The sequence below is a fragment of the Flavobacterium koreense genome, assembly GCF_054776075.1.
In genome coordinates this window covers 44,853-66,273 of sequence record NZ_BAAHCF010000011.1, presented here as the reverse complement: position 1 = coordinate 66,273, position 21,421 = coordinate 44,853, and the positions used below count along the sequence as shown (strand labels likewise).

The following is a 21,421-nucleotide window of genomic DNA, read 5'->3' as shown; positions in this document are numbered from 1 at the left end:
CTGAAAACAAAAAATCCCTTAATCAAGTGACAAGGGATTTTGAAGAACAATAGAGAAATGTTGATTTTTGATTTAAAAATCTATTGCTTTAGATTTTTGTAATAATAAGCAATAGCTTCGCCTAACGAAGATATATGTAGTTTTTCGTAAATACGTTTACCATGTGTGTTTACCGTTGCATAACTAACACCTAGTTTATCAGCAACCATTTTATAGGAAAGTCCTTCGGCTAAAAGAGCCAATACTTCGTTTTCTTTTGGTGATAATGGATTTTTAGTTTCGCAAGGTTTAAAATAATCCAAAACTTTTTGAGCAATTGCAGGATTCATAGCTGCTCCGCCTTGATTGACTTCTTCAATAGCTTGAAGAATTCGTTGTGGTTTATCGTTTTTAAGAATATAACCGCTAGCTCCATTTTTGATACAGGTGAAAATTTTATCACTATCATCAAAAGCAGTTTGCATCAATACTTTTACTTCTGGATGATGGGTTTTTATTTGGCGCAAGCCTTCTATTCCATCAACTTCGGGCATATTGATATCCATTAAAACAACATCTGGGTAAAAGTTTTCTATTTCAGATAGAACGTTTTTACAATTCATAGCTTCGCCAACGAACTTTAAGTCGTCGTTAAGCATTAATAAAGCCTTTAGACTGTCTCTTCGTTCGTTACTATCATCATATATAAAAATACGTATTGTCATAGCACAAATGTAGTAATCCTTTACAATGCAATTTGTACCTTAATTTAGGGACATGGAATTGTAACTAAAATTGTGGTTCCTTTATTTTCTATTGAAGAAATATCTAAATTTCCTTTCAATTCTTCAGCTCTTTTCTTCATATTCCCAATTCCATTGCCTTTGGTTTGAGTTGCATCAAATCCGATTCCGTCATCTATAATCTTAATAGTAATAGAGTTTTCAATCAAATCTATATGAACATTTAATTGAGTTGCTTTACTATATTTTGCCACATTATTGATGGCTTCCTTTACAATTAAAACAATGTTTTTTCGTGTGGTAATATCTGTAATTTTTTCATCTATTTTAGAGTCTATTTTTAAAGTGTAATTAATATTTGTTGCACCCAGAATATCATTAGCAAAATTTTTAATACGCGAACTCATAGACATAAATTGGTCTTTGTTTGGTTTCATACTCCAAATAATATCTCCAATTTTATCGGCTAAATTTTGAGATTGGTTTTCAATTTTTATCAATACTTTTTGGGCTTCTTTTGGATTCTTTTCCAACAATTGATTGGCAACCGCACTGTTTATTTGCAAACTACTTAGTGTTGCACCAATATCATCATGCAAATCGGCTGTAATTTTGCTTCGTTGCTGTTCTAAAGCTAACTGTTGTTGAAATTCTTGTTGTTGTTTGGCGAATTTTCTTTTGTTGTAAAACCAAAAAACAATTGCTGTTAAAAGAAATGCTATCAACGACCAAAACCATATTTCACTGTAGAATGGTGCCGAAATTGAAATCAACACTATTTTTTGAGACACTTCTTTATTCAAATATTTATCATAATAACCGAGCTCTAAAGTGTAATTGTTTGGTGCTAAATTACTAAAATTGATTGCTGTACCATTTGGTAAATGCTTCCATTTTGAATCAATTTCTTTAATTCTATATATTAGTTGTCGTGCATTAGCATTGGCTAAATCTTTTACAATGGCATGAATAGAAATGTTATTTTCCTTATAATTCAAATTGAGTTTTTGAATCAAATTGGCATTAGTAGTAGCATTATACTGATTGTTATTTACAAAAATTTCGTCAATATAAACTTCTGGTTTGTAATAAGAATAGGGTTGCAATGGTGGTTTGAAATAATTAAATCCAGAAACACCTCCAAAAAACAAAGTGCCATCGGTTGCTTTATAAAAAGCTCTGTTATTAAAATCCCAATCTTGAATTCCATCATTTTTATCATAATTGGTAACTTGAAAAGTAGTTGCATTAATGCTACTCAAACCTCGTTGATGGCTACAAAAAACATTTCCATCATCATCCAATAGCAAACCATAAATATACGTTCCAGCTAATCCGTTATTGGCATTAAATATCTTTTTTGTTTTTAAGTTTTTATCTAATAAATAAACACCTTGATTCGTTCCAACCCAATATTGATTTCTTTTTTTGTCTTTTTGAATATAAAAAGACTGAATATTAGGCAAAATATTTTTAACTACCTTAAAAGAATTGTTTGATTGAAGTTGGTACAAAATCATATCGCTATTAATATAACTTATGGCGACTTCTTTTTCATCTAAATAATTAATTTTAAACAGGTTAGTTTGATTAGCCGTTTGCATTTTTTCTAATGACTTTGTTTCCACATTAAGCCAATATAAACCTTTTGTAAAAGCACAAACTATTTTGCCATTATGAAGCACTTGCAAATCTTGAAATGAACCCTTTTCAAGATAACTCTTTTCAACTATAAGATTATCAATTTTCTTCAACTGATTTAAAAATGAAATCCTTAAAACAACTTCATTATTATTTTTGTCTTGAGAATATAACCAAACGCCTTTTCTGTTTAAATCGGTCGCACATCCGTAATTTATTGTTTCACTGTTAACCATCGAAAATGGAATGTCCGTCATTTTTTTAGTTAACATATTATATACTAAAAGTAAACTCCTGCCTTGAATAATATTTGGAATTACAATTTCGTTATCTGACAATTGCAGAAAACGAGTAACACCCGATAAATTAAAATAATTGAAAGATGTGCTTTCATCAGGAATTTTAGGTAATAATTTAGAATGAAAATCAAAAATCAATTGCCCTTTTCCATCATCACAAATCCACAATCTGTTACTTTTGTCAATACTATATCCAAAAGTTCGATTGTAATTATTTTTATCATTAACAGGAATCTTTTTTAGAACATTAGATTTATTGTCAAGAAAGAAAATATCAAAATTGGTTCTAAAAGCCAACAAATTACCTTTTGCAGAAAGTCCTAAAATTTGCCCAAAGTTTTTTCCTTGATTTATGATTTCCTTGATTTTATTATCCTCAATATTATATTCAAATAATCCATTGTCTGTTCCTATAAAAAAAGAATTTGTAATATTATCAAAGCTTGAAACAGTGAAATTTGCATTCCGAGTTGAAAAATAATCTTTTAAAGGAAAATAGCTTTTATTGGTTTTTATATCAAATTTCAAAATTTCGTTATTATTAATAATCCAAATTTTCCCATTTGAATCAAAAAAAGGATAATGATAATAAAAACAATTATTACTCATTTCATAGATATGAATTGACTTTAAAGGTTCTAATTGCAATTGAGTAACAAGTGTTGTTTTCTTAGTTTTAATATCATAAGTTGCCAGTTGGTATTGTTTGTTGAAACACCATATTTTCCCATCATGAAAACCAATTGGCATTGCAATATCATCTGTTGTGTTTTTAAATATTTTTTGTAACGAAAAACGGTCTTCTTTTCGGTGATATATATACAAACCGCGAACACTTCCAATATAAATATTTCCTTCTTTATCTTCAGTAAAACCATATCCTTGTTGAAGGTTACTACATTTATCAAAGTATTTATCAAGATTATAAACTTTTACGGTTTTACCATCAAATCTATTCAATGCGTCATTGCAAGTAAGCCACATGAATCCTTTGGAGTCTTCATATTTAAAATAATTTGACCCTTGTGAAAGTCCATCGTCAGGAGAAAGTTTTGAAATGGAATAATTATCAAAAAGAGTTTGCGCCTTAATTGAAAAACTAAAGCAAAAAAACAAAATAATATAAAGAAGTTCTTTTCTGATAACAATATAGTTTGAATGCTAATGTACTAATTATTATAACATAAAATTCAAAACAAAAAATCCCGAGCATTACACTCGGGATTTATTTTATTTATTTTTTCTAATTAAATTTTTATACAACATCTCAATCATAATAATGAACAGCCATACAAAAAACCAAATTATAATTAAAAAAACAATTCCTAAAAAACCATCTACATGTCGATGCTTGGTCGGCGTACAGTATTTATGCTCATCAAAGGTTAGAAAATACCATAATAAAATCGATGCAATTGGAAGTACCAATAACAAAACTCGCAACACAATTGATTTAAAATTTGCTCTCATAATAATTGGGTTCATCCCTTCAAATATAAAAAAATCCCGAGCGGCAACTCGGGATTTTTACTTCGTATATTGTACTTCGTATTTCTAACTTATGAAAGCGCTTTCTGAACTTGGTCAGCAGCTTCTTGAAATTGAACCGCAGATAAAATTGGCATTCCAGAATTATCGATTAATTCTTTAGCAATTTCAGCATTTGTTCCTTGCAATCTTACGATGATTGGCACTTTGATTGCGTCACCCATATTTTTGTAAGCATCAACAACTCCTTGAGCAACACGGTCGCAACGAACGATTCCTCCAAAAATGTTAATCAAAATTGCTTTTACGTTTGGATCTTTCAAGATAATTCTAAAAGCTAATTCCACACGTTTTGCATCAGCTGTTCCACCAACGTCTAGGAAGTTAGCTGGCTCAAAACCTGCATATTTAATCAAATCCATTGTTGCCATTGCTAATCCAGCACCATTTACCATACAACCTACAGTTCCGTCAAGGTCAACATAGTTCAATCCAGCTTCTTTAGCTTCAACTTCAATTGGATTTTCTTCTCTAACGTCACGCATTTCAGCATAAACTGGCTGACGGTATAAAGCGTTATCGTCAATATTTACTTTGGCATCAACTGCCATAATTTTATTATCAGATGTTTTTAAAACTGGGTTAATTTCAAACATAGATGAATCAGAACCAATGTATGCATTGTATAATGATTCAACAAATTTTGTCATTTCTTTAAAAGCATTTCCAGAAAGTCCTAAGTTAAAAGCAACTCTTCTAGCTTGAAAACCCTGTAAACCAACTTGAGGATCGATTTCTTCAGTAAAAATTAAATGTGGTGTATGTTCTGCCACTTCTTCGATATCCATTCCACCTTCAGTAGAATACATAATCATATTTCTTCCTGTAGCTCTATTCAATAAAATTGACATATAGAATTCAGAAGTTTCACTTTCACCAGGATAATATACATCTTCAGCAATTAAAACTTTGTGAACCGTTTTTCCTTCTGGTGGAGTTTGCGGAGTTATCAATTGCATTCCAATAATTTGCTCAGAAATTGTAGTTACTTGTTCTAAGTTTTTAGCCAACTTAACACCGCCACCTTTTCCTCTTCCACCTGCGTGAATTTGAGCTTTGATAACATACCATTGCGTACCTGTTTCAGTAGTCAATTGTTTTGCAGCAGCAACCGCTTCTACAGGATTATTAGCAACAATTCCACGTTGAACGCGTACACCGTATTTTGCTAGAATTTCTTTACCTTGATATTCGTGTATATTCATAAGTATTAGTTTGTCGTTTAAAAAGTTTCACAAAAGTAATTAAATAGAATGAAACCTAAAAGAAATGTATATCAATTTAGTAACTTTATTTTAGTTTTTATAGCTGTTGAGTTTTTGAAACCATACTGATATAAAAGATACCGCAATTATCATGGCTATATTGTTATGGTATTGAAAAAAAATCAATGCAAAAATTAGCAAATTCGTAGAAATGTTAACTCACTTTGTATTGCTTGTAGTATAACTTATCTTTGCCGACATAATATAACAACATTTATCATGCAACCAAAAGAGTTACTTACGCTTGCCGAAGAATTTGGCAGTCCGTTGTACGTTTATGACGCTACAACCATTGAGCATCAGTATAACCGTTTGACAGCTGCATTTTCTAAGGTGGAAAACCTTCGAATTAATTATGCGATGAAAGCTTTGTCGAACATTACGATTTTGAAGTTGCTGAAGAAGTGTGGCTCTGGTTTAGACACTGTTTCTTATCAAGAAGTACAACTTGGTTTACACGCTGGTTTCACTCCAGATAAAATTATTTTCACTCCAAACGGCGTTTCCTTTGAAGAAATTGAAGAAGTTGCCAAACTTGGTGTTCAAATCAATATTGATAATCTTTCAGTTCTAGAACATTTTGGAACCAAATATCCAAAAGTTCCGGTTTGCATTCGTATCAATCCACATGTTATGGCTGGTGGAAACGAGAATATTTCTGTTGGTCATATTGATAGTAAATTCGGAATTTCAATTTATCAAATTCCGCACGTTTTGCGCATCGTTGAAAATACCAAAATGCACATCAACGGAATTCACATGCACACCGGTTCTGATATTTTAGATATTGAAGTTTTTCTTTATGCTGCCGAAATTCTATTTGATGCTGCAAAACAATTCAAAGAATTAAATTTTCTTGACTTTGGTTCAGGTTTTAAAGTTCCTTACAAAAAAGATGATATCGAAACCAACATCGAAGAACTTGGAAAAAAATTAACAAAACGCTTTCTAGCTTTCGAAAAAGAATACGGAAGAACATTAACCTTAGCCTTCGAACCAGGAAAATTCCTTGTGAGTGAAGCTGGATTTTTCTTAGCCAAAGTGAATGTAGTAAAACAAACAACCTCAACAGTTTTCGCTGGAATTGATAGTGGCTTTAATCATTTAATTCGACCAATGTTTTATGGTTCGCAACACATGATTGAAAACATTTCTAACCCAAAAGGGAAAGAACGTTTTTACACGGTTGTAGGTTACATCTGCGAAACCGATACGTTTGCCAACAACAGAAGAATTGCCGAAATAAAAGAAGGCGATGTTTTATGTTTCAAAAATGCTGGTGCTTATTGCTTCTCAATGGCATCTAACTACAACTCGCGCTTTAAACCATCTGAAGTTTTATGGAAAGATGGGAAAGGTCATTTAATAAGTAAAAGAGAAACCTTTGAAGATTTGATTAAAAATCAAGTTATGGTTGAAGTGTAAAAGCCACGAATTACTCAAATTGTCACAAATTTTGTATATTGAAAATTCCACTAATATTTTTGGTGGAATTTTTATTTTAATGCAAAGGCCTTTTTTTAATCATTCCGCCTTTGGTATCTTTTATGGAATGTTGCACTACGAAGGCTTCTTCATCAATTTTATCAATTTCGAGTAATAATCTAGTTACTTCTAGACGAGTTACTACGCAAAAAAGGATTTTATTTTCATTAAAATTTACACCTGTTTTACCATAACCGCTTTCTGAATTGTAAACGGTTACTCCACGACCTAAATTATCGATTATGGCTTGCTTGACTTCGGTTGCGTTTCTTGAAACAATGGTTACTCCAATGTATTCTTCAATACCATTAATGATGAAATCTACTGTCTTGGATGCTGCAAAATAAGTCAACATCGAGTACATCGCAGTTTCGACACTAACTAATAATGCAGAAAAGGAAAACAAAATCACATTGAAAACCGAAATAAAATCACCAACAGACAAACTCGTTTTTTTACTTACATAGATTGCTAAAACTTCTGTTCCATCAATGACTGCGCCACCACGAATGGCGAAACCAATTCCGGCACCAAGGAAAAATCCACCAAAAACAGAAATTAATAACTTATCAGTTGTAATAGCTGGTAAAGTGATGAAATGTACCAAAAGCGATAAAGCTAAAATAGCTAAAGCGCTTTTAACAGCAAACTCCATTGATATTTGCTTAGCTCCAATAATGATGAAAGGTAAATTGATTAAAACAATCAAAAATGATAATTCAACACCAGTCATTATCTCTGTTAGAAGTGATAATCCCATGGCGCCACCATCTAAAAAGTCGTTTGGTAAAAGAAATTCTTTCAATCCAATGCTCGCCATAACAACGCCAATACATATCAAGATAAAATCTTTTATGTGACGCGTGTAAACTAATTGTGGAATTCTACCGCTTTTTCTAATTAAGGCATCAAATATCAATTTCATACTTTTTCATTTTAGCACAAGTTACTAAATTTTGAAACGAATGAAAAACGGAAAGCTTTAAATTAACAATTATTTTGTTTTCTTAGTAACAAAAACCTCTTCTAAAACTTCACATTCGGAGCCATTTGGAAAAGTAATTCCTAATTTTTGTGCTAAAGTCGGAGCGATTTGTGTGATGTATTTCTTTTCATGACTTTCACCTACTGGAATGTTCCATCCAAAAAACAATAATGGTGCGTGCGTATCATAGGCATAAGGCGTTCCGTGAGAAGTTCCTGTTGGACCATATTGAATGTATCCAGGTTTATCTAGTATCACTAAATTACCATCTTCTTTTGCATCATAGCCATTAGCAATCATATCTAAATAATAATCATTTCCGCAAGAATGTGTGATTTCCTCTTCATTATAAACTTTTTTAACTTGCTCTTGTGTCATTAAAAAATCTTTGAAAGATTGTTCCACTTTTGAATATTCAAGTCCTTTTTCTTTAATTTTTGTTTTGTTCAAATACAAATTAAAATTAGAATAATTAGTCACAAAATCTTCGTTATAAGTATCTGTAGAGAACTTTTTGATGGCTTTAGAAATTTCTTTGTATTCAATGTTTTTAACATTCAATTTGTTGTTTTTAAGAAAATTAGCGTTTTCAGCACAAGCATGATCTGCAGTTAAAAAAAGTAAATAATTTCCTTTACCAACATTTTTATCTAAATAAGCAAGCAAGTCAGCCATAGTTTGGTCTAATCGCAAATAAGTATCTTGTAATTCCATAGAACGTGGTCCAAGTACATGTCCAACATAATCTGTTGATGAAAAACTTATCGCAAGAAAATCTGTATTTTCATCTTTTCCAAGTTCTTCTTTTTCGATGGCTTTCATTGCGAAATCTGCCAAAAGATTATTTCCAAATGGTGTAACTCTTAAAACTCCAGCATCATTTTTCTCATACATTTTTTTTAAATCATATGGAAAAACTGGTTTGTCAACTCCATATAATTTTCCTTCGTATGGACTATCGTCTGCGTCACTTTCATTATATGTTGCAGCAGGTTTGTATAAATTCCAACCTTGATTAATGTAGTTTAAATAGTTCTTTTGATTATTGAATTCAGTTACCCAATCTGGTAATTTTTCTCCGTAAAAAGTACTTGAGATAAAAGCTCCTGTTTTACTATACCAAAAAGCCCAATTGGCAAAATGTCCTGCAGGTAAAATTGCGCCTCTATCTTTGATGCTCATACCAATAACTTTTCCTTTGAAGTTGGTTCCCATTCTAAGTTCATCAGTTATTGTAGTTGACAATAAGTTCTTTGGAGACATTTCACCTTCTGCTTTTGTTCCGTCACCTAAGGTTTGAACCGATTCGTCATCTGTACAATATCTTTCCTTACCAGTTGTTCTACTAAACCATTCATTTCCTACAATTCCGTGAACAGAAGGTGTTGTTCCTGTATAAACAGACGCATGACCCGGACCTGTGTAAGTTGGCATATAATTGAAATGTGCATTATGAAAAACATATCCTTTATTCATAATTCGTTTAAAACCATTTTCTGAAAAATCATTTTTAAAACGATATAAATATTCCATTCGCATTTGGTCTACAACAATACCAACTACAAGTTTAGGTCTTTGTTGGGCTTGCAAATTAGAAACTAGAATAAAAACAATAAGTAAAAGTAATTTTTTCATGGTATTAAATATTTGCACAAAAATAGGGATTTGAAAGGAAATAGACGTGAAGTAATTCTTAAGAATTCTGTAAAATAAAAAGAGATTCTAAATTAGAACCTCTCTTTTAAAATTAATATGTAGTAACTTCTTTTTTGGCTAATTCAAACTCAGTAATAATTTCTTTTATAATTTGATCTACTGGTTTTATATCGTGAATTAATCCAGCGATTTGACCTATTTCTAGTTCACCTTCAATCAAATCACCTTCGAACATTCCGCGTTTAGCTCTTCGTTTTCCTAAAAGCGTTTCCAAATCTTCTTTGGTTGGACATTTGGTGTACAATTCTTGCAAATCGTTATAAAACTTATTCTTAATTAAACGAACTGGAGCTAATTCTTTCAATGTTAATTGTGTTTCACCTTCACCAGTTTCGATAACTGTTTTCTTAAAATTATCGTGTGCTGAACTTTCTGTGGAAGCTACAAAACGACTTCCCATTTGAACACCATCAGCACCAAGAACCATTGCTGCTAACATTCCACGACCAGTTGCAATTCCACCAGCAGCAATTAGTGGAATAGAAATATTTTCTTTCACCATCGGAATTAAAGTTAACGTAGTTGTTTCTTCTCTTCCATTATGTCCGCCAGCTTCAAATCCTTCAGCAACTACTGCATCAACTCCTGCTTCTTGTGCTTTAAGAGCAAATTTTGAACTACTCACAACATGAACTACTGTAATTCCGTTGGCTTTTAAATGTGATGTCCAAGTTTTTGGGTTTCCTGCCGATGTAAAAACAATCTTTACTCCTTCTTCAATAATTATTTGGATTATTTCTTCAATATTTGGATACAACATCGGAACATTTACACCAAAAGGTTTGTCCGTTGCTTTTTTGCATTTTTGAATGTGTTCTCGCAAAACATCTGGATACATTGAACCTGCGCCAATTAATCCTAATCCGCCAGCATTACTTACAGCACTTGCTAATTTGTAACCAGAATTCCATATCATTCCACCTTGAATAATAGGATATTGTATATTGAAAAGTTGTGTTATTCTATTCATTGAATCGAAATTCAGAAATTAATTTTTGATAATTTTTCCTTGAAGTACTTTTTCTGAAGTTGAAATTGTAAAGTAATAAATTCCAGCATTTAGACTTTCAAGAGAAAGATTTTGGATTGGATTATCAATATTTTTTGACAAAACTAATTGTCCTAAATTATTGTAAAATCTGACTGAAGAACCAAGAACAACATCTGGCGAAACAAAAGTTACATTAGCATTTGTAGGATTTGGGAAAAATTGAAATTGCTCAATTTGATTTTCACCAACATTAAGCAAAGCGTTTTGCAAAGCCAATTGAAAATCTGGAATACCATATCCAAATTGTGTGGTAGGATTTGTAAATCTATCCGAAGATTGTTTAACAAAATCTACAACTTGTTGATTAGTAAGATTGGGAACGGCTTGCCAAAAACTAGCTATCATTCCTGCCATAACTGGACAAGAAAATGACGTACCACTTGACGTTACTATATCTCCATTTATATTAGAAAGGGTTGTTGCTTGACCTTTAGCCATAACATCGGGTTTTACTCTTCCATCAAATGAAGGTCCAATAGAGCTAAAAGTAGCATAATTTTCGTCAAATCTAACTGCTCCAACAGCAAGAACATTTGTAGCTTCAGCTGGAACTCCAATATGTGGATCTGCAGAGTTACCAGAATTGCCTGCACTAGCAACGACTACCATTCCTTTAGAAAAAGCAATATTAGCACCTTTAGAAGCAAAAGCAATATTTCCAGTCATTTGTGAGTAAGTATAACTATAATTTGGATTATCATAGCCAAAGTAACCTAATGAAGTAGAAATAATATCAGCTCCTAACCTATCGGCTTCTTCTGCTGCTTCCACCCAATAACTTTCTTCAACTGGATTTTCTTCAGAAACATCTTCTGTTACGAATAAATAATATTGAGCATCTGGAGCTGTTCCTACTAGTTGACCATCTGTAAATCCACCCATACATGAGAGCGTCATAGTTCCATGATTGTGTAAAGAATAAACATTAGTATTTTGACTAACATAATTATAACCGCCTAGGATTAAATTATTGTTGAATAATCTTTGAAAAGGTTGCGCCGTATTAACATTTAAAAAACCTGAATCAAGAACTGCAATTATTTTACCAGTTCCAGTATAATTTGCTTGATGCAACAAATGTCCGTTAAGCATTTCTATTTGATTGGCTGAATTTCCATAAGCAAAAGTTGTTTGAACATTCATTTGCTTATTGACAGGTTTGTTCTTTTTTGTGATTGGAGTTCTTGCGTTTAGAGAATTGTCTGCAAAAATTACTTGACTTACAAAAGGAAGACTTTCTAAAGCGTTAATATCAGTTTCTGTTCCTCTCACATGAACACAATTTAGCCATTTTGATTTGGCTTTTACCGTAATTCCTGTAGCTGCATCAACCTGATCTATGTAAGTTTGTGCAACTGGAACATCATTAACATTTAATGCTATTCCTTGAGCTGTTCTTCTATCTAAAGCTCTTTGGGTAAGCATCGTTAACGGATTATTCAAATAAGTTTGTGCATTGGGTTTATCACTAAAATACACCCATGCATCTTCTTGGGAAAAAGAGGCAAATGACACAAATAAAGCAATTAATAGTAGGATTTTCTTCATAGCTTTTATTTTTAGAAAGTACTAAATTACGAAATTACTCCCGAACCAACTAATTCATCTTCAATATTCCATGCAACAAATTGTCCTTCTGTTATTGCTGATTGTGGTTGGTCGAAGTAAACATAAAGTCCGCTTTCAAATTGATATAGTGTTGCTTGTTGCAATTCTTGTCTATAACGAATACGAGCCATTACTTGCATTGACTCACCATTTTTAAGTTTTAAATCTTCTCGTATCCAATGAATTTCAGAGGAATTTACTTTCAAAGCTTTCTTAAACAAACCAAGATGACTGTGTCCTTGTCCTGTGTAAATAGCATTTGATTTAACATCTGTAGCTATTATAAAAAGTGCTTCTTTTGTACCACCAACATTCAATCCTTTTCGTTGACCGATTGTAAAATAATGTGCGCCTTGATGTTTTCCAACAACTTTTCCGCTTTCCGAATTATATTTAATGGATGTTGATTCAAAAATTAGTTCTTCTTCTAATGAATTAAAAGTAGGTTTTGAAGTGTTATAAATTTCGCTATCTGCTGGAATTTCATAAATCAAACCTTCTTTTGGTTGCAATTGTTGTTGTAAAAATTCTGGTAAACGCACTTTTCCAATAAAACATAATCCTTGAGAATCTTTCTTTTCTGCAGTTACTAAATCCAATTGCAATGCTATTTCTCTAACTTGAGGCTTCGTTAATTCACCAATTGGAAATAAAGATTTAGCTAATTGTTCTTGTGATAATTGACAAAGAAAATAAGATTGGTCTTTGTTATCATCTTTACCTGAAAGTAATTGATAAACAGATTTACCATCGACTTCAATTTCTCCTTTTCTACAATAATGTCCTGTTGCCACAAAATCGGCACCAAGTGTTAGAGCAATTTTCATGAAAACATCAAATTTTATCTCACGATTACAAAGAACATCTGGATTTGGAGTTCGTCCATTTTCATATTCTTTGAACATGTAATCGACAATCTTTTCTTTGTATTGTTCGCTTAAATCTACTGTTTGAAATGGAATTCCGAGTTTTTCGGCAACTAAAAGTGCATCGTTACTATCTTCCAACCATGGACATTCATTAGATATCGTAACAGAATCATCGTGCCAATTTTTCATAAAAAGACCGATTACTTCGTAGCCTTGCTCCTTTAAAAGATAAGCAGCAACACTTGAATCTACACCACCAGAAAGTCCGACAACTACACGTTTCATTTAATTGATTTAATTTGAATGCAAATTTACATTAATAAAAATAAAAAAAGTATATGCTTTAATTGTTAAAACATATACTTTGGTAAATATTATTTATTGCTAAACTATCTATCTTCCTCTCGAGTCATTGGTTTTTTGACAAATTTTCTAACCTTCTGTTTGCTCATGTTTTCCTTTACTCTTTTTCCATTTTTGAAAAACTCCCAAATACCTTCTTTTTTTCCGTTTACAAAATTTCCTTTTGCCATTACAACATTATCAGAACTTCTAAAAACCGCAGGACCATCGAAATCGCCATTTTTATAGTTACTTTCTTCAATGATGATTCCTGTTTCTGTATATTTTTTGTAAGCTCCATTTTTAACACCAGCAGTATAATTGCATTCTTCAGCTATTTTACCACTAACATAAAACACTTTTCTCGAGCCATCTAACTTTCCGTTTTTGTAAAATTCTTGAGTCATAATTTGAGGCGAATCTTCATGATAGTATTTCCACTCGCCTTCGTATTTTTTATTTACTACTTTACCTTCACTGACTTTGTTTCCTTTTTGGTTGTAGAAAATAGTATAGCAAGAATTATCTTTTGCATTAAACTCTCTTGTAGCTATTACGGTTCCATCTTTTGTATCATCATAAAATTTGAAAACTCCAATTTCTTTTCCATGATTGAATGTTCCTTCATATCTGGGACGCTTAGATTCTTCGTAAATACCTTTCCATGTTCCATGCTTTTTACCTTTTTCATCTAACTTATTGATATCTTGAGCAAAAATTGAAACAGTAAAAAATAAAGCTAACAATATGTATTTCATATATTTTATTATTTATTGACTATATAACTAAATTATTATTGAATTATTATAGCAAATGTAATTCCAAAATAGCTTAGTGCAAAAATATTATTTGTAAATTAAATAATTTGTATACTTTTGTCATTGATTATTAGTCTATAAGAAAAACTACATTAAATAAAACTATGAAGCAACTACCAATCCTAAAAAGCACAATTTTAATTGTTCTCTTTTTATCCATTTCAACATTTTTTGTAAGCTGCAGTCAAGAAGATGACATTAATGCAAAAAAATTAAGTATTTCTGGTTTTGTTCAAGATCAGTCAAATTTAACTACACTAGGTGTAGCGTTAGAGAGAACTAATTTACTTGCAACACTAAATGGCGATACAAAATATACACTTTTTGCTCCGACCAATGATGCTTTTGATGCGTTTTTATTAGCCAATGGTTTTGCTAACATTAATGCTGTACCAACAACAACTTTAAGAGAAATACTTTTAAATCATGTTGTGACTCAAGTGAAAACCGCAAATGATTTACCTTATACTGGTTATTTAAAAACATTAGCCGTAGGAAATGTATCTGACAACAACTTAAGTTTATTTATAAATAAAACTAATGGTGTAGTTTTAAATGGTACTTCTGAAGTTACTGCAGCAAATAACAATGTAAGTAATGGAATTGTTCATGTTGTTGATGCCGTAATTGGATTACCAACAATAGTAACACATGTTACTGCTAATCCAAACTTCAATTCATTATCTAGTTTATTAACTACTACTGGTCAACCTGATTATATTACTACATTATCTGGTTCTGGAGCATTTACTTTATTTGCACCTTACAATACTGCTTTGACAGCTTTAAATAATGAATTACCTGGTGGAGTTGCTGCATTAACCTCAGCACAACTAACAAAAATTTTAAATTATCATGTTGTTAGCGGAAACTATTTAGCTTCTGACTTATCTGAAGGTCAAATCTTATCAACTTTGGAAACGCCACAATCAGTAAAAGTTTTATTGAGCACTGGTCCAAAATTAAAAGATGCTAATAATAGAAATTGCAGCATTATCATAACTGATATTCAATGTACTAATGGAGTAATACATGTATTAAGTCAAGCATTACGTCCAACTTTGTAATAGTAATTAACAATATTCTAAAGCTGTCAAATTTTTTGGCAGCTTTTTTTTTACTTCAATATAACTTGTATAAGAAAAATACTATAAATAAATCTATGATTTCATATGTTTTGTTTAATTTTTATTTAATTAAAATAAACAAATACTTCTAATATTTACTGATAAAAAGCACAACTAATTGATTTTAAGGGTTAAACAAAAAAGTTAAACCTATTAAAAATTTTAATTTTTTGTTTAATCATTTTGTTACTTAGCTAAACAAAATAACTTTAAATAAAAAATTATTATGAAAACAAACAAAACCAAATTAATCGCAATCTTTGCCTTTTTAGGGCTAATGTTAACTTCTTGTAGTGATGATGACAATCCACAACCAACAGTAGACAATACAATTACAGGTATTGCTTCAAAAGCAAGTGACTTAACATTATTAGTAAAAGCACTTAAAAAAGCAGATTTAGCTGCTACTTTACAAGGTGCTGGACAATTCACCGTTTTTGCCCCAACCGATCAAGCTTTTATTAATGCAGGTCTAACCGCAACTGTTATTGACAATTATCCTACAGCTGACATTCCAGCACTTAGACAAATTTTGTTAAACCATGTTGTTAATGGTGCGGTACAATCATCAGGATTAACTAACAACACTTACATCAAAACTCTCGCAGTTGGTTCAGCTTCTACAACTAATAAATTAAGTATGTATGTTAATACTACATCTGGTGTAAGATTGAATGGTATGTCATCAGTAATCACAACAACAGCTGGTTCAACGTTCAATATCATTGCAACAAATGGTGTAATTCACAAAGTTGATGCTGTTATCACTCTTCCAACTATTATTACACATGCAGCTGCAAATCCAGCATTTTCAACTCTGGTAACCGTTGTTACAAGTACAGCAACAAATGGAAATGGATTTGGAGATCAAACAGCAGTTGCTGCTGCTTTATCAAATACTACAACTAAAACCGTTTTTGCTCCAACAAATGCTGCCTTTACTGCAGCTACTACTGGTTCTGGATTTGCAGTAGGTGCAACTCCAGCACAAGTATCTAAAGTATTACAATATCATGTAACAACAGCTGGAAATGTATTAGCAGGTAGTCTAACTAATGGTCAAGTGGTTCCAACTATTACAAGTCCAGTTCAAAATCTTACTATTGATTTGACATCTGGTGCTAAAATTTCGGATACTACTCCAGTAAAAGCGAATATCATTGTAACGGATGTTCAATGCTCAAATGGTATAATACATGCAGTTGACAAAGTATTACAACCTACATTATAATTTATCCTATTTATAAAAACAAAAAAACCAATTAAAATTGAACATGCCTCAAAAAGTCAAACACTATTTGGGGCATTTTTTATGGAAAGAAAAGTTAAGTATGATAACTTTTAAAATTCTATTTAATAAAAATGAGTTTTCACAGTTTTCAACAATTAAAAAAAATCTAAATAAAGAGATATTCTAAGATCCTAATTCAATTGCTCTGTTGTTCGCTGCTTTAACGGCATGAATAATTGAATCTTCTACTAAATATTTTTGAAATAAATTCAGGGCTTGTTCTGTTGTACCACCTTTTGATGCGACTTTACTTATCCATTCTTCGTTGGATAACGAACTAGAATTTTGCAAATCAACTGAACCCATAAACGTCTGATTAACTAATAATTCAGCTTCAGATTGAGAAAAACCCAATTCATTTGCAGCTTTAATCATGGCATTCATAAAGTAAAAAACATATGCTGGACCACTTCCAGAGATTGCTGTCGCGGCATCAATTAGCATTTCGTTTTCTACATAAATAGATTTGCCAGTGGTATTTATAAGATTTTGGATAATAAATAGTTCCTTTCTATCCACAGTAGATGATGCTGTAAAAACAGTCATTCCCTTGCCTATTTGAGTAGGAATGTTGGGCATAGAACGAATAATTTTTTCACAACCTAATTTATTTTGAATTGAATTTAATGTAACTCCAGCCATTACAGAAAGTATCATTTGATTTTTATTCAAAAATGGTTTAATGCTGATTGCCAATTCATCAAAATCTTGAGGCTTGACTGCCAAAATTATAATATCAAATTGTTCAATTTTATTGGTGGAAACCGATTCAAAATTTTGGCTTGGAATTCCGTAAGTGTTTAAAAAAGTATTCTTACTACGAACCAAAACATGAATATCATTTGATTTTATAAACCTTGAACTTATAAAACTATTTGCATAGGTCTTGCCCATATTACCAAAACCCATTATAAGAACTTTCATAGTTGTAAATTTTATCGTGTCAAAAATTATTTATAGCTCTAAGTTATAAAAAACTCTAACTATTAAACTTAAAAAAAAACTGTTTCAAAAGTATTATCTTCGTGAAACAGTTTTTAAATAATTTAAAAATTATTTTTTATTTAATTTCTTTTGTTCTTCGGCTTGTTCCATCATTTCTCTCATCTTTCTTTGGAACTTACTTTCAGTTTTTGGTTTAGTTTTGTTCTCTTGAATCTTAGCATGAATTTTATCGCTATCGATAAAGTATTTCTTGATAACTAACATAATTCCGATAGTAATTAAGTTAGAAATAAAGTTATATAAACTCAATCCTGAACCATAGCTATTGAAGAAAATCAACATCATGATTGGTGAAAGATAAATCATTACTTTCATGATTTTACCCATGTCTGGCATTCCTTCTTGTTGTGGTTGCGCCATTGCTTGATCGCCTGAAGTCATTTTCATATAGAAGAAAATAGCTATTGCGGCCAAAATTGGAAACAAACTCACGTGATCTCCATATAATGGAATGTTGAATGGCAATTTGAAAATTTGGTCAAAAGATGATAAATCTTCAGCCCAAAGGAATCCTTTTTGTCTCAACTCAATTGCAGATGGGAAAAACTGGAATGAAGCATACATAAATGGCAACTGAATCAATGCTGGAATACAACCTGCCATTGGATTTACTCCGGCTTTGTTGTACAATTTCATTGTTTCTTGTTGTTTCTTCATAGGATCTTTTCCGAATTTCTCGTTAAGCTCAGTAATTTCAGGACGCAATACTTTCATCTTAGCTTGTGACAAAAACGACTTGAAAGTAATTGGCGACATTGCAATCTTGATAATGATTGTAAATACAATAATGGCAATTCCTAATCCCATGAATGAACTCAAGAATCCGAAAAGAGGAATGAAAATTAGTTTGTTTATCCAACCAAAAATTCCCCAACCAAGTGGAACAATGTCTTCAATATTTTTATCATATTTATTCAACAACTTATAATCCGTTGGACCATAATACCAATTCATTTTATAATCTAACTCACCATTTTTGAAAGCTAAAGGCAAAGTAGTTTTGAATTGTTTAGTAAATACTGTATCAATTTTAGCATCGTTAACTAAATTTGTTGAACTAACCTTTACATTAGCAATTGGTTCTTGAGATAGTAAAATAGAACTAAAAAAATGTTGCTTATATGCTATGAAAGTTGCTTTTTCTGCAATTTCATCTTCTTGTTTTCCACGTCCCAGATAATCCACTTTTTGATCATTTTCAAAATAGAGTTCGGTATATTGATTTTCGTAAGTAACACTTTTCTCATTACGATAGGTTTTCAAATCCCATTGTAAATCGGCCGCTTTTGAAGTATTTAAAACTTTACTTAATCCTTGAGAACGAACGTCAAAATCTAACATATAATCGTTAGCTTTCAACACATATTTATATTCTAAAAACTCGTTTGCACCTGATTTTAACTTCATAGAAAGGATTTGATCATTTCCGTTTTTAGTTAAAGTTGGTTCGAAGAATAAATCTTTAGTGTTTAAAACTCTATTGTCTTTGGTTTGAAGTTCAAGATTGAAATTAGCGTTATTATTTTTAATTAATTCAACTAATTGTCCTGAATTCTTTTCGAATTTCTTGTAGTTTTTTAGAACTGCTTCAGCGATATATCCACCTTTATTAGCGATTTTTAAAGTAACCAATTCGTTTTCAATAGTTGTGAAATTTTCTTTTGCTGATGGCAATGTTGCTGAATAAGCAAAACTTCCTAAAGCTCCACTAAGTTTTTGAAGTTTTACCGTATCGCTAACTGTAGTGTCTACAACCGTTTGTAAAACTTGTTTTGTAGCAACTTCCTTAGCTTTTTTGGCTTTATCAATTTTTTCTTGCTTGATTTTTTGGGCTTGTTCTTCTTGTGCAGTCTTTTGACCATTGTACATCATCCACATTATAATCCCGAAGATTAAGGCGAAACCAATAATCGAATTTTTGTCAAACTTCTTTTCTTCCATTACTCTTTATAATTTATACATCAGTCGCTTTTTTGACTGTTTTGTTTCCAATTTTCAAATTATTCTGAAAATTATTTTTTATTCTTTACCATTGCGGCCACAAAGCTAACAAAAATTGGCTGTGGATTGGCAACAGTACTTTTGTACTCTGGATGGTATTGCACACCGATGAAAAATGGATGATTTTTAATCTCTACAATTTCAACCAAACCTGTGTCTGGATTGATTCCGGAGCTTATTAAACCTGCATTTTCTAGTTCGGCTGCATACTTATTATTGTATTCATATCTATGACGATGACGTTCTGAAATTTGTGTTTTACCATAAATTTGATGTGCCAAAGTTCCTTCTTTCAAATCGCATTTCCATGAACCTAAACGCATTGTTCCACCTTTGTCGGTGATGGTTTTTTGTTCTTCCATCAAATCAATAACTGGATTGGTTGTATTAGGATTCATTTCTGTTGAATTGGCATCGGCTAATCCTAAAATAGTTCTAGCATATTCGATAACAGCCATTTGCATTCCTAAACAGATTCCGAAAAAAGGCAAATTATTTTCACGTGCGTAACGAACAGCTTCGATTTTACCTTCGATTCCTCTTTCGCCAAAACCTGGTGCCACTAAAATTCCGTCTATTCCTTTTAGTTTTTCAGCAATATTTTCCTTATCAATATATTCTGAATGTATGCTAATGATATTTACTTTAGTTTCATTAGACGCACCAGCGTGAATAAATGCTTCTAAAATTGATTTGTATGAATCTTGCAATTCTACATATTTTCCAATCAAACCAACATTAATTGTATGTTTTGGATTTTTTAATCGGTGTAAAAAAGTGTTCCAGTTTTCTAAATCTGGCGTATTTTTTTGAGGTAAATCTAATTTTTTTAGAGCTACAACATCTAAACCTTCTTCAAGCATCAATAAAGGCACTTCATATATTGTTGAAGCGTCGATGGATTGAATAACTGCTTCGCGTTTTACATTGCAAAACAAAGCTAATTTTTGACGAATTTCATCAGACAATTCGTGCTCGGTTCTACAAACTAATATATCTGCTTTGATACCGCTTTCCATCAATGTTTTTACTGAGTGCTGTGTTGGTTTGGTTTTCAATTCACCTGCTGCAGCCAAATATGGCACTAACGTTAAATGAATTACAATTCCGTTACTTTCACCCAATTCCCAAACCAATTGACGCACCGATTCGATGTAAGGAAGTGATTCAATATCACCAACTGTTCCACCAATTTCAGTTATTACAATATCAAAATCACCTGAATTGCCTAACAATTGCATGCGTTCTTTAATCTCATTTGTTATATGAGGAACAACTTGAACTGTTTTTCCTAAAAATTCACCACGACGTTCTTTTTCAATAACTGAAAGATAAACTCTTCCTGTAGTTACATTGTTTGCCTGTGATGTTGGAACGTTTAAAAATCTTTCGTAGTGACCTAAATCTAAATCAGTTTCGGCACCATCATCTGTAACATAACATTCGCCATGTTCATAAGGATTCATAGTTCCTGGATCGACATTTAGATAAGGATCGAATTTTTGAATGGTTGTTCGGTAACCTCGTGCTTGTAATAATTTTGCCAAAGATGCTGCGATAATTCCTTTACCCAAGGAAGAAGTCACACCGCCAGTAACAAAAATGTATTTCGTTTGATTCATTTTATTGTTTGTTGTAGTTGTGTTGT

General features: G+C 31.7%; 15 protein-coding genes. 3 read left to right on the top strand and 12 right to left on the bottom strand.

What is annotated here, in order from left to right:
• Nucleotides 1-80 precede the first annotated feature (80 nt).
• The 3 genes from ACYU7A_RS06080 to sucC form a co-directional block, all read right to left on the bottom strand.
• The gene (locus tag ACYU7A_RS06080) at nt 81-704 is read right to left on the bottom strand and encodes a response regulator (RefSeq protein ID WP_460574986.1); all 624 of its coding nucleotides are present in this window, start codon (nt 702-704) and stop codon (nt 81-83) included.
• 44 nt (nt 705-748) lie between these two features.
• Entirely contained in the window at nt 749-3,778 is a 3,030-nt protein-coding gene (locus ACYU7A_RS06075) for a sensor histidine kinase (RefSeq protein WP_460574984.1), read from the bottom strand.
• 443 nt (nt 3,779-4,221) lie between these two features.
• Nucleotides 4,222-5,415, bottom strand: coding sequence for an ADP-forming succinate--CoA ligase subunit beta (sucC, locus tag ACYU7A_RS06070; protein ID WP_396145993.1), 1,194 nt, complete (start codon nt 5,413-5,415; stop codon nt 4,222-4,224).
• Between the two features lie 279 nt (nt 5,416-5,694).
• Here sucC and lysA point away from each other — a divergent pair, with 279 nt between their 5' ends.
• Nucleotides 5,695-6,900 (top strand): diaminopimelate decarboxylase, encoded by a 1,206-nt coding sequence (gene lysA / locus ACYU7A_RS06065; RefSeq protein WP_460574982.1) that lies wholly within the window; start codon nt 5,695-5,697, stop codon nt 6,898-6,900.
• Nucleotides 6,901-6,976: 76 nt separating this feature from the next.
• Here lysA and ACYU7A_RS06060 read toward each other — a convergent pair whose 3' ends face one another.
• The 6 genes from ACYU7A_RS06060 to ACYU7A_RS06035 all read right to left on the bottom strand — a co-directional run bounded on the left by ACYU7A_RS06060 (nt 6,977) and on the right by ACYU7A_RS06035 (nt 14,289).
• A complete protein-coding gene (locus tag ACYU7A_RS06060) occupies nt 6,977-7,885 on the bottom strand; it encodes a YitT family protein (RefSeq protein WP_460574980.1) in 909 nt (302 codons plus the stop codon).
• Between the two features lie 69 nt (nt 7,886-7,954).
• Complete coding sequence (gene pafA, locus ACYU7A_RS06055; RefSeq protein WP_460574978.1) at nt 7,955-9,580, bottom strand: alkaline phosphatase PafA; 1,626 nt, start codon at nt 9,578-9,580, stop codon at nt 7,955-7,957.
• A gap of 112 nt (nt 9,581-9,692) precedes the next feature.
• The gene (locus ACYU7A_RS06050) at nt 9,693-10,631 is read right to left on the bottom strand and encodes an NAD(P)H-dependent flavin oxidoreductase (RefSeq protein WP_460574976.1); all 939 of its coding nucleotides are present in this window, start codon (nt 10,629-10,631) and stop codon (nt 9,693-9,695) included.
• 18 nt (nt 10,632-10,649) lie between these two features.
• Nucleotides 10,650-12,260 (bottom strand): S8 family serine peptidase, encoded by a 1,611-nt coding sequence (locus ACYU7A_RS06045; RefSeq protein ID WP_460574974.1) that lies wholly within the window; start codon nt 12,258-12,260, stop codon nt 10,650-10,652.
• 26 nt (nt 12,261-12,286) lie between these two features.
• Entirely contained in the window at nt 12,287-13,474 is a 1,188-nt protein-coding gene (mnmA, locus tag ACYU7A_RS06040) for a tRNA 2-thiouridine(34) synthase MnmA (RefSeq protein ID WP_460574972.1), read from the bottom strand.
• Nucleotides 13,475-13,578: 104 nt separating this feature from the next.
• Nucleotides 13,579-14,289 (bottom strand): toxin-antitoxin system YwqK family antitoxin, encoded by a 711-nt coding sequence (locus tag ACYU7A_RS06035; protein WP_460574970.1) that lies wholly within the window; start codon nt 14,287-14,289, stop codon nt 13,579-13,581.
• 164 nt (nt 14,290-14,453) lie between these two features.
• Between ACYU7A_RS06035 and ACYU7A_RS06030 the strand changes: the two genes are divergently transcribed.
• A complete protein-coding gene (locus tag ACYU7A_RS06030) occupies nt 14,454-15,416 on the top strand; it encodes a fasciclin domain-containing protein (RefSeq protein ID WP_460574968.1) in 963 nt (320 codons plus the stop codon).
• 286 nt (nt 15,417-15,702) lie between these two features.
• Nucleotides 15,703-16,707, top strand: a complete 1,005-nt coding sequence (locus ACYU7A_RS06025) for a fasciclin domain-containing protein (RefSeq protein ID WP_460574966.1) — start codon at nt 15,703-15,705, stop codon at nt 16,705-16,707.
• Between the two features lie 183 nt (nt 16,708-16,890).
• Here ACYU7A_RS06025 and proC read toward each other — a convergent pair whose 3' ends face one another.
• From proC to ACYU7A_RS06010, 3 genes are all read right to left on the bottom strand, one after another.
• Nucleotides 16,891-17,691, bottom strand: coding sequence for a pyrroline-5-carboxylate reductase (gene proC / locus ACYU7A_RS06020; RefSeq protein WP_460574964.1), 801 nt, complete (start codon nt 17,689-17,691; stop codon nt 16,891-16,893).
• A 129-nt stretch (nt 17,692-17,820) separates the two neighbouring features.
• Entirely contained in the window at nt 17,821-19,713 is a 1,893-nt protein-coding gene (gene yidC / locus ACYU7A_RS06015) for a membrane protein insertase YidC (protein WP_460574962.1), read from the bottom strand.
• A gap of 71 nt (nt 19,714-19,784) precedes the next feature.
• Nucleotides 19,785-21,395 carry a CTP synthase gene (locus tag ACYU7A_RS06010; RefSeq protein ID WP_460574960.1) on the bottom strand — a complete coding sequence of 537 codons (1,611 nt, stop codon included), beginning with the start codon at nt 21,393-21,395 and terminating at the stop codon, nt 19,785-19,787.
• Between the last annotated feature and the right edge of the window lie 26 nt (nt 21,396-21,421).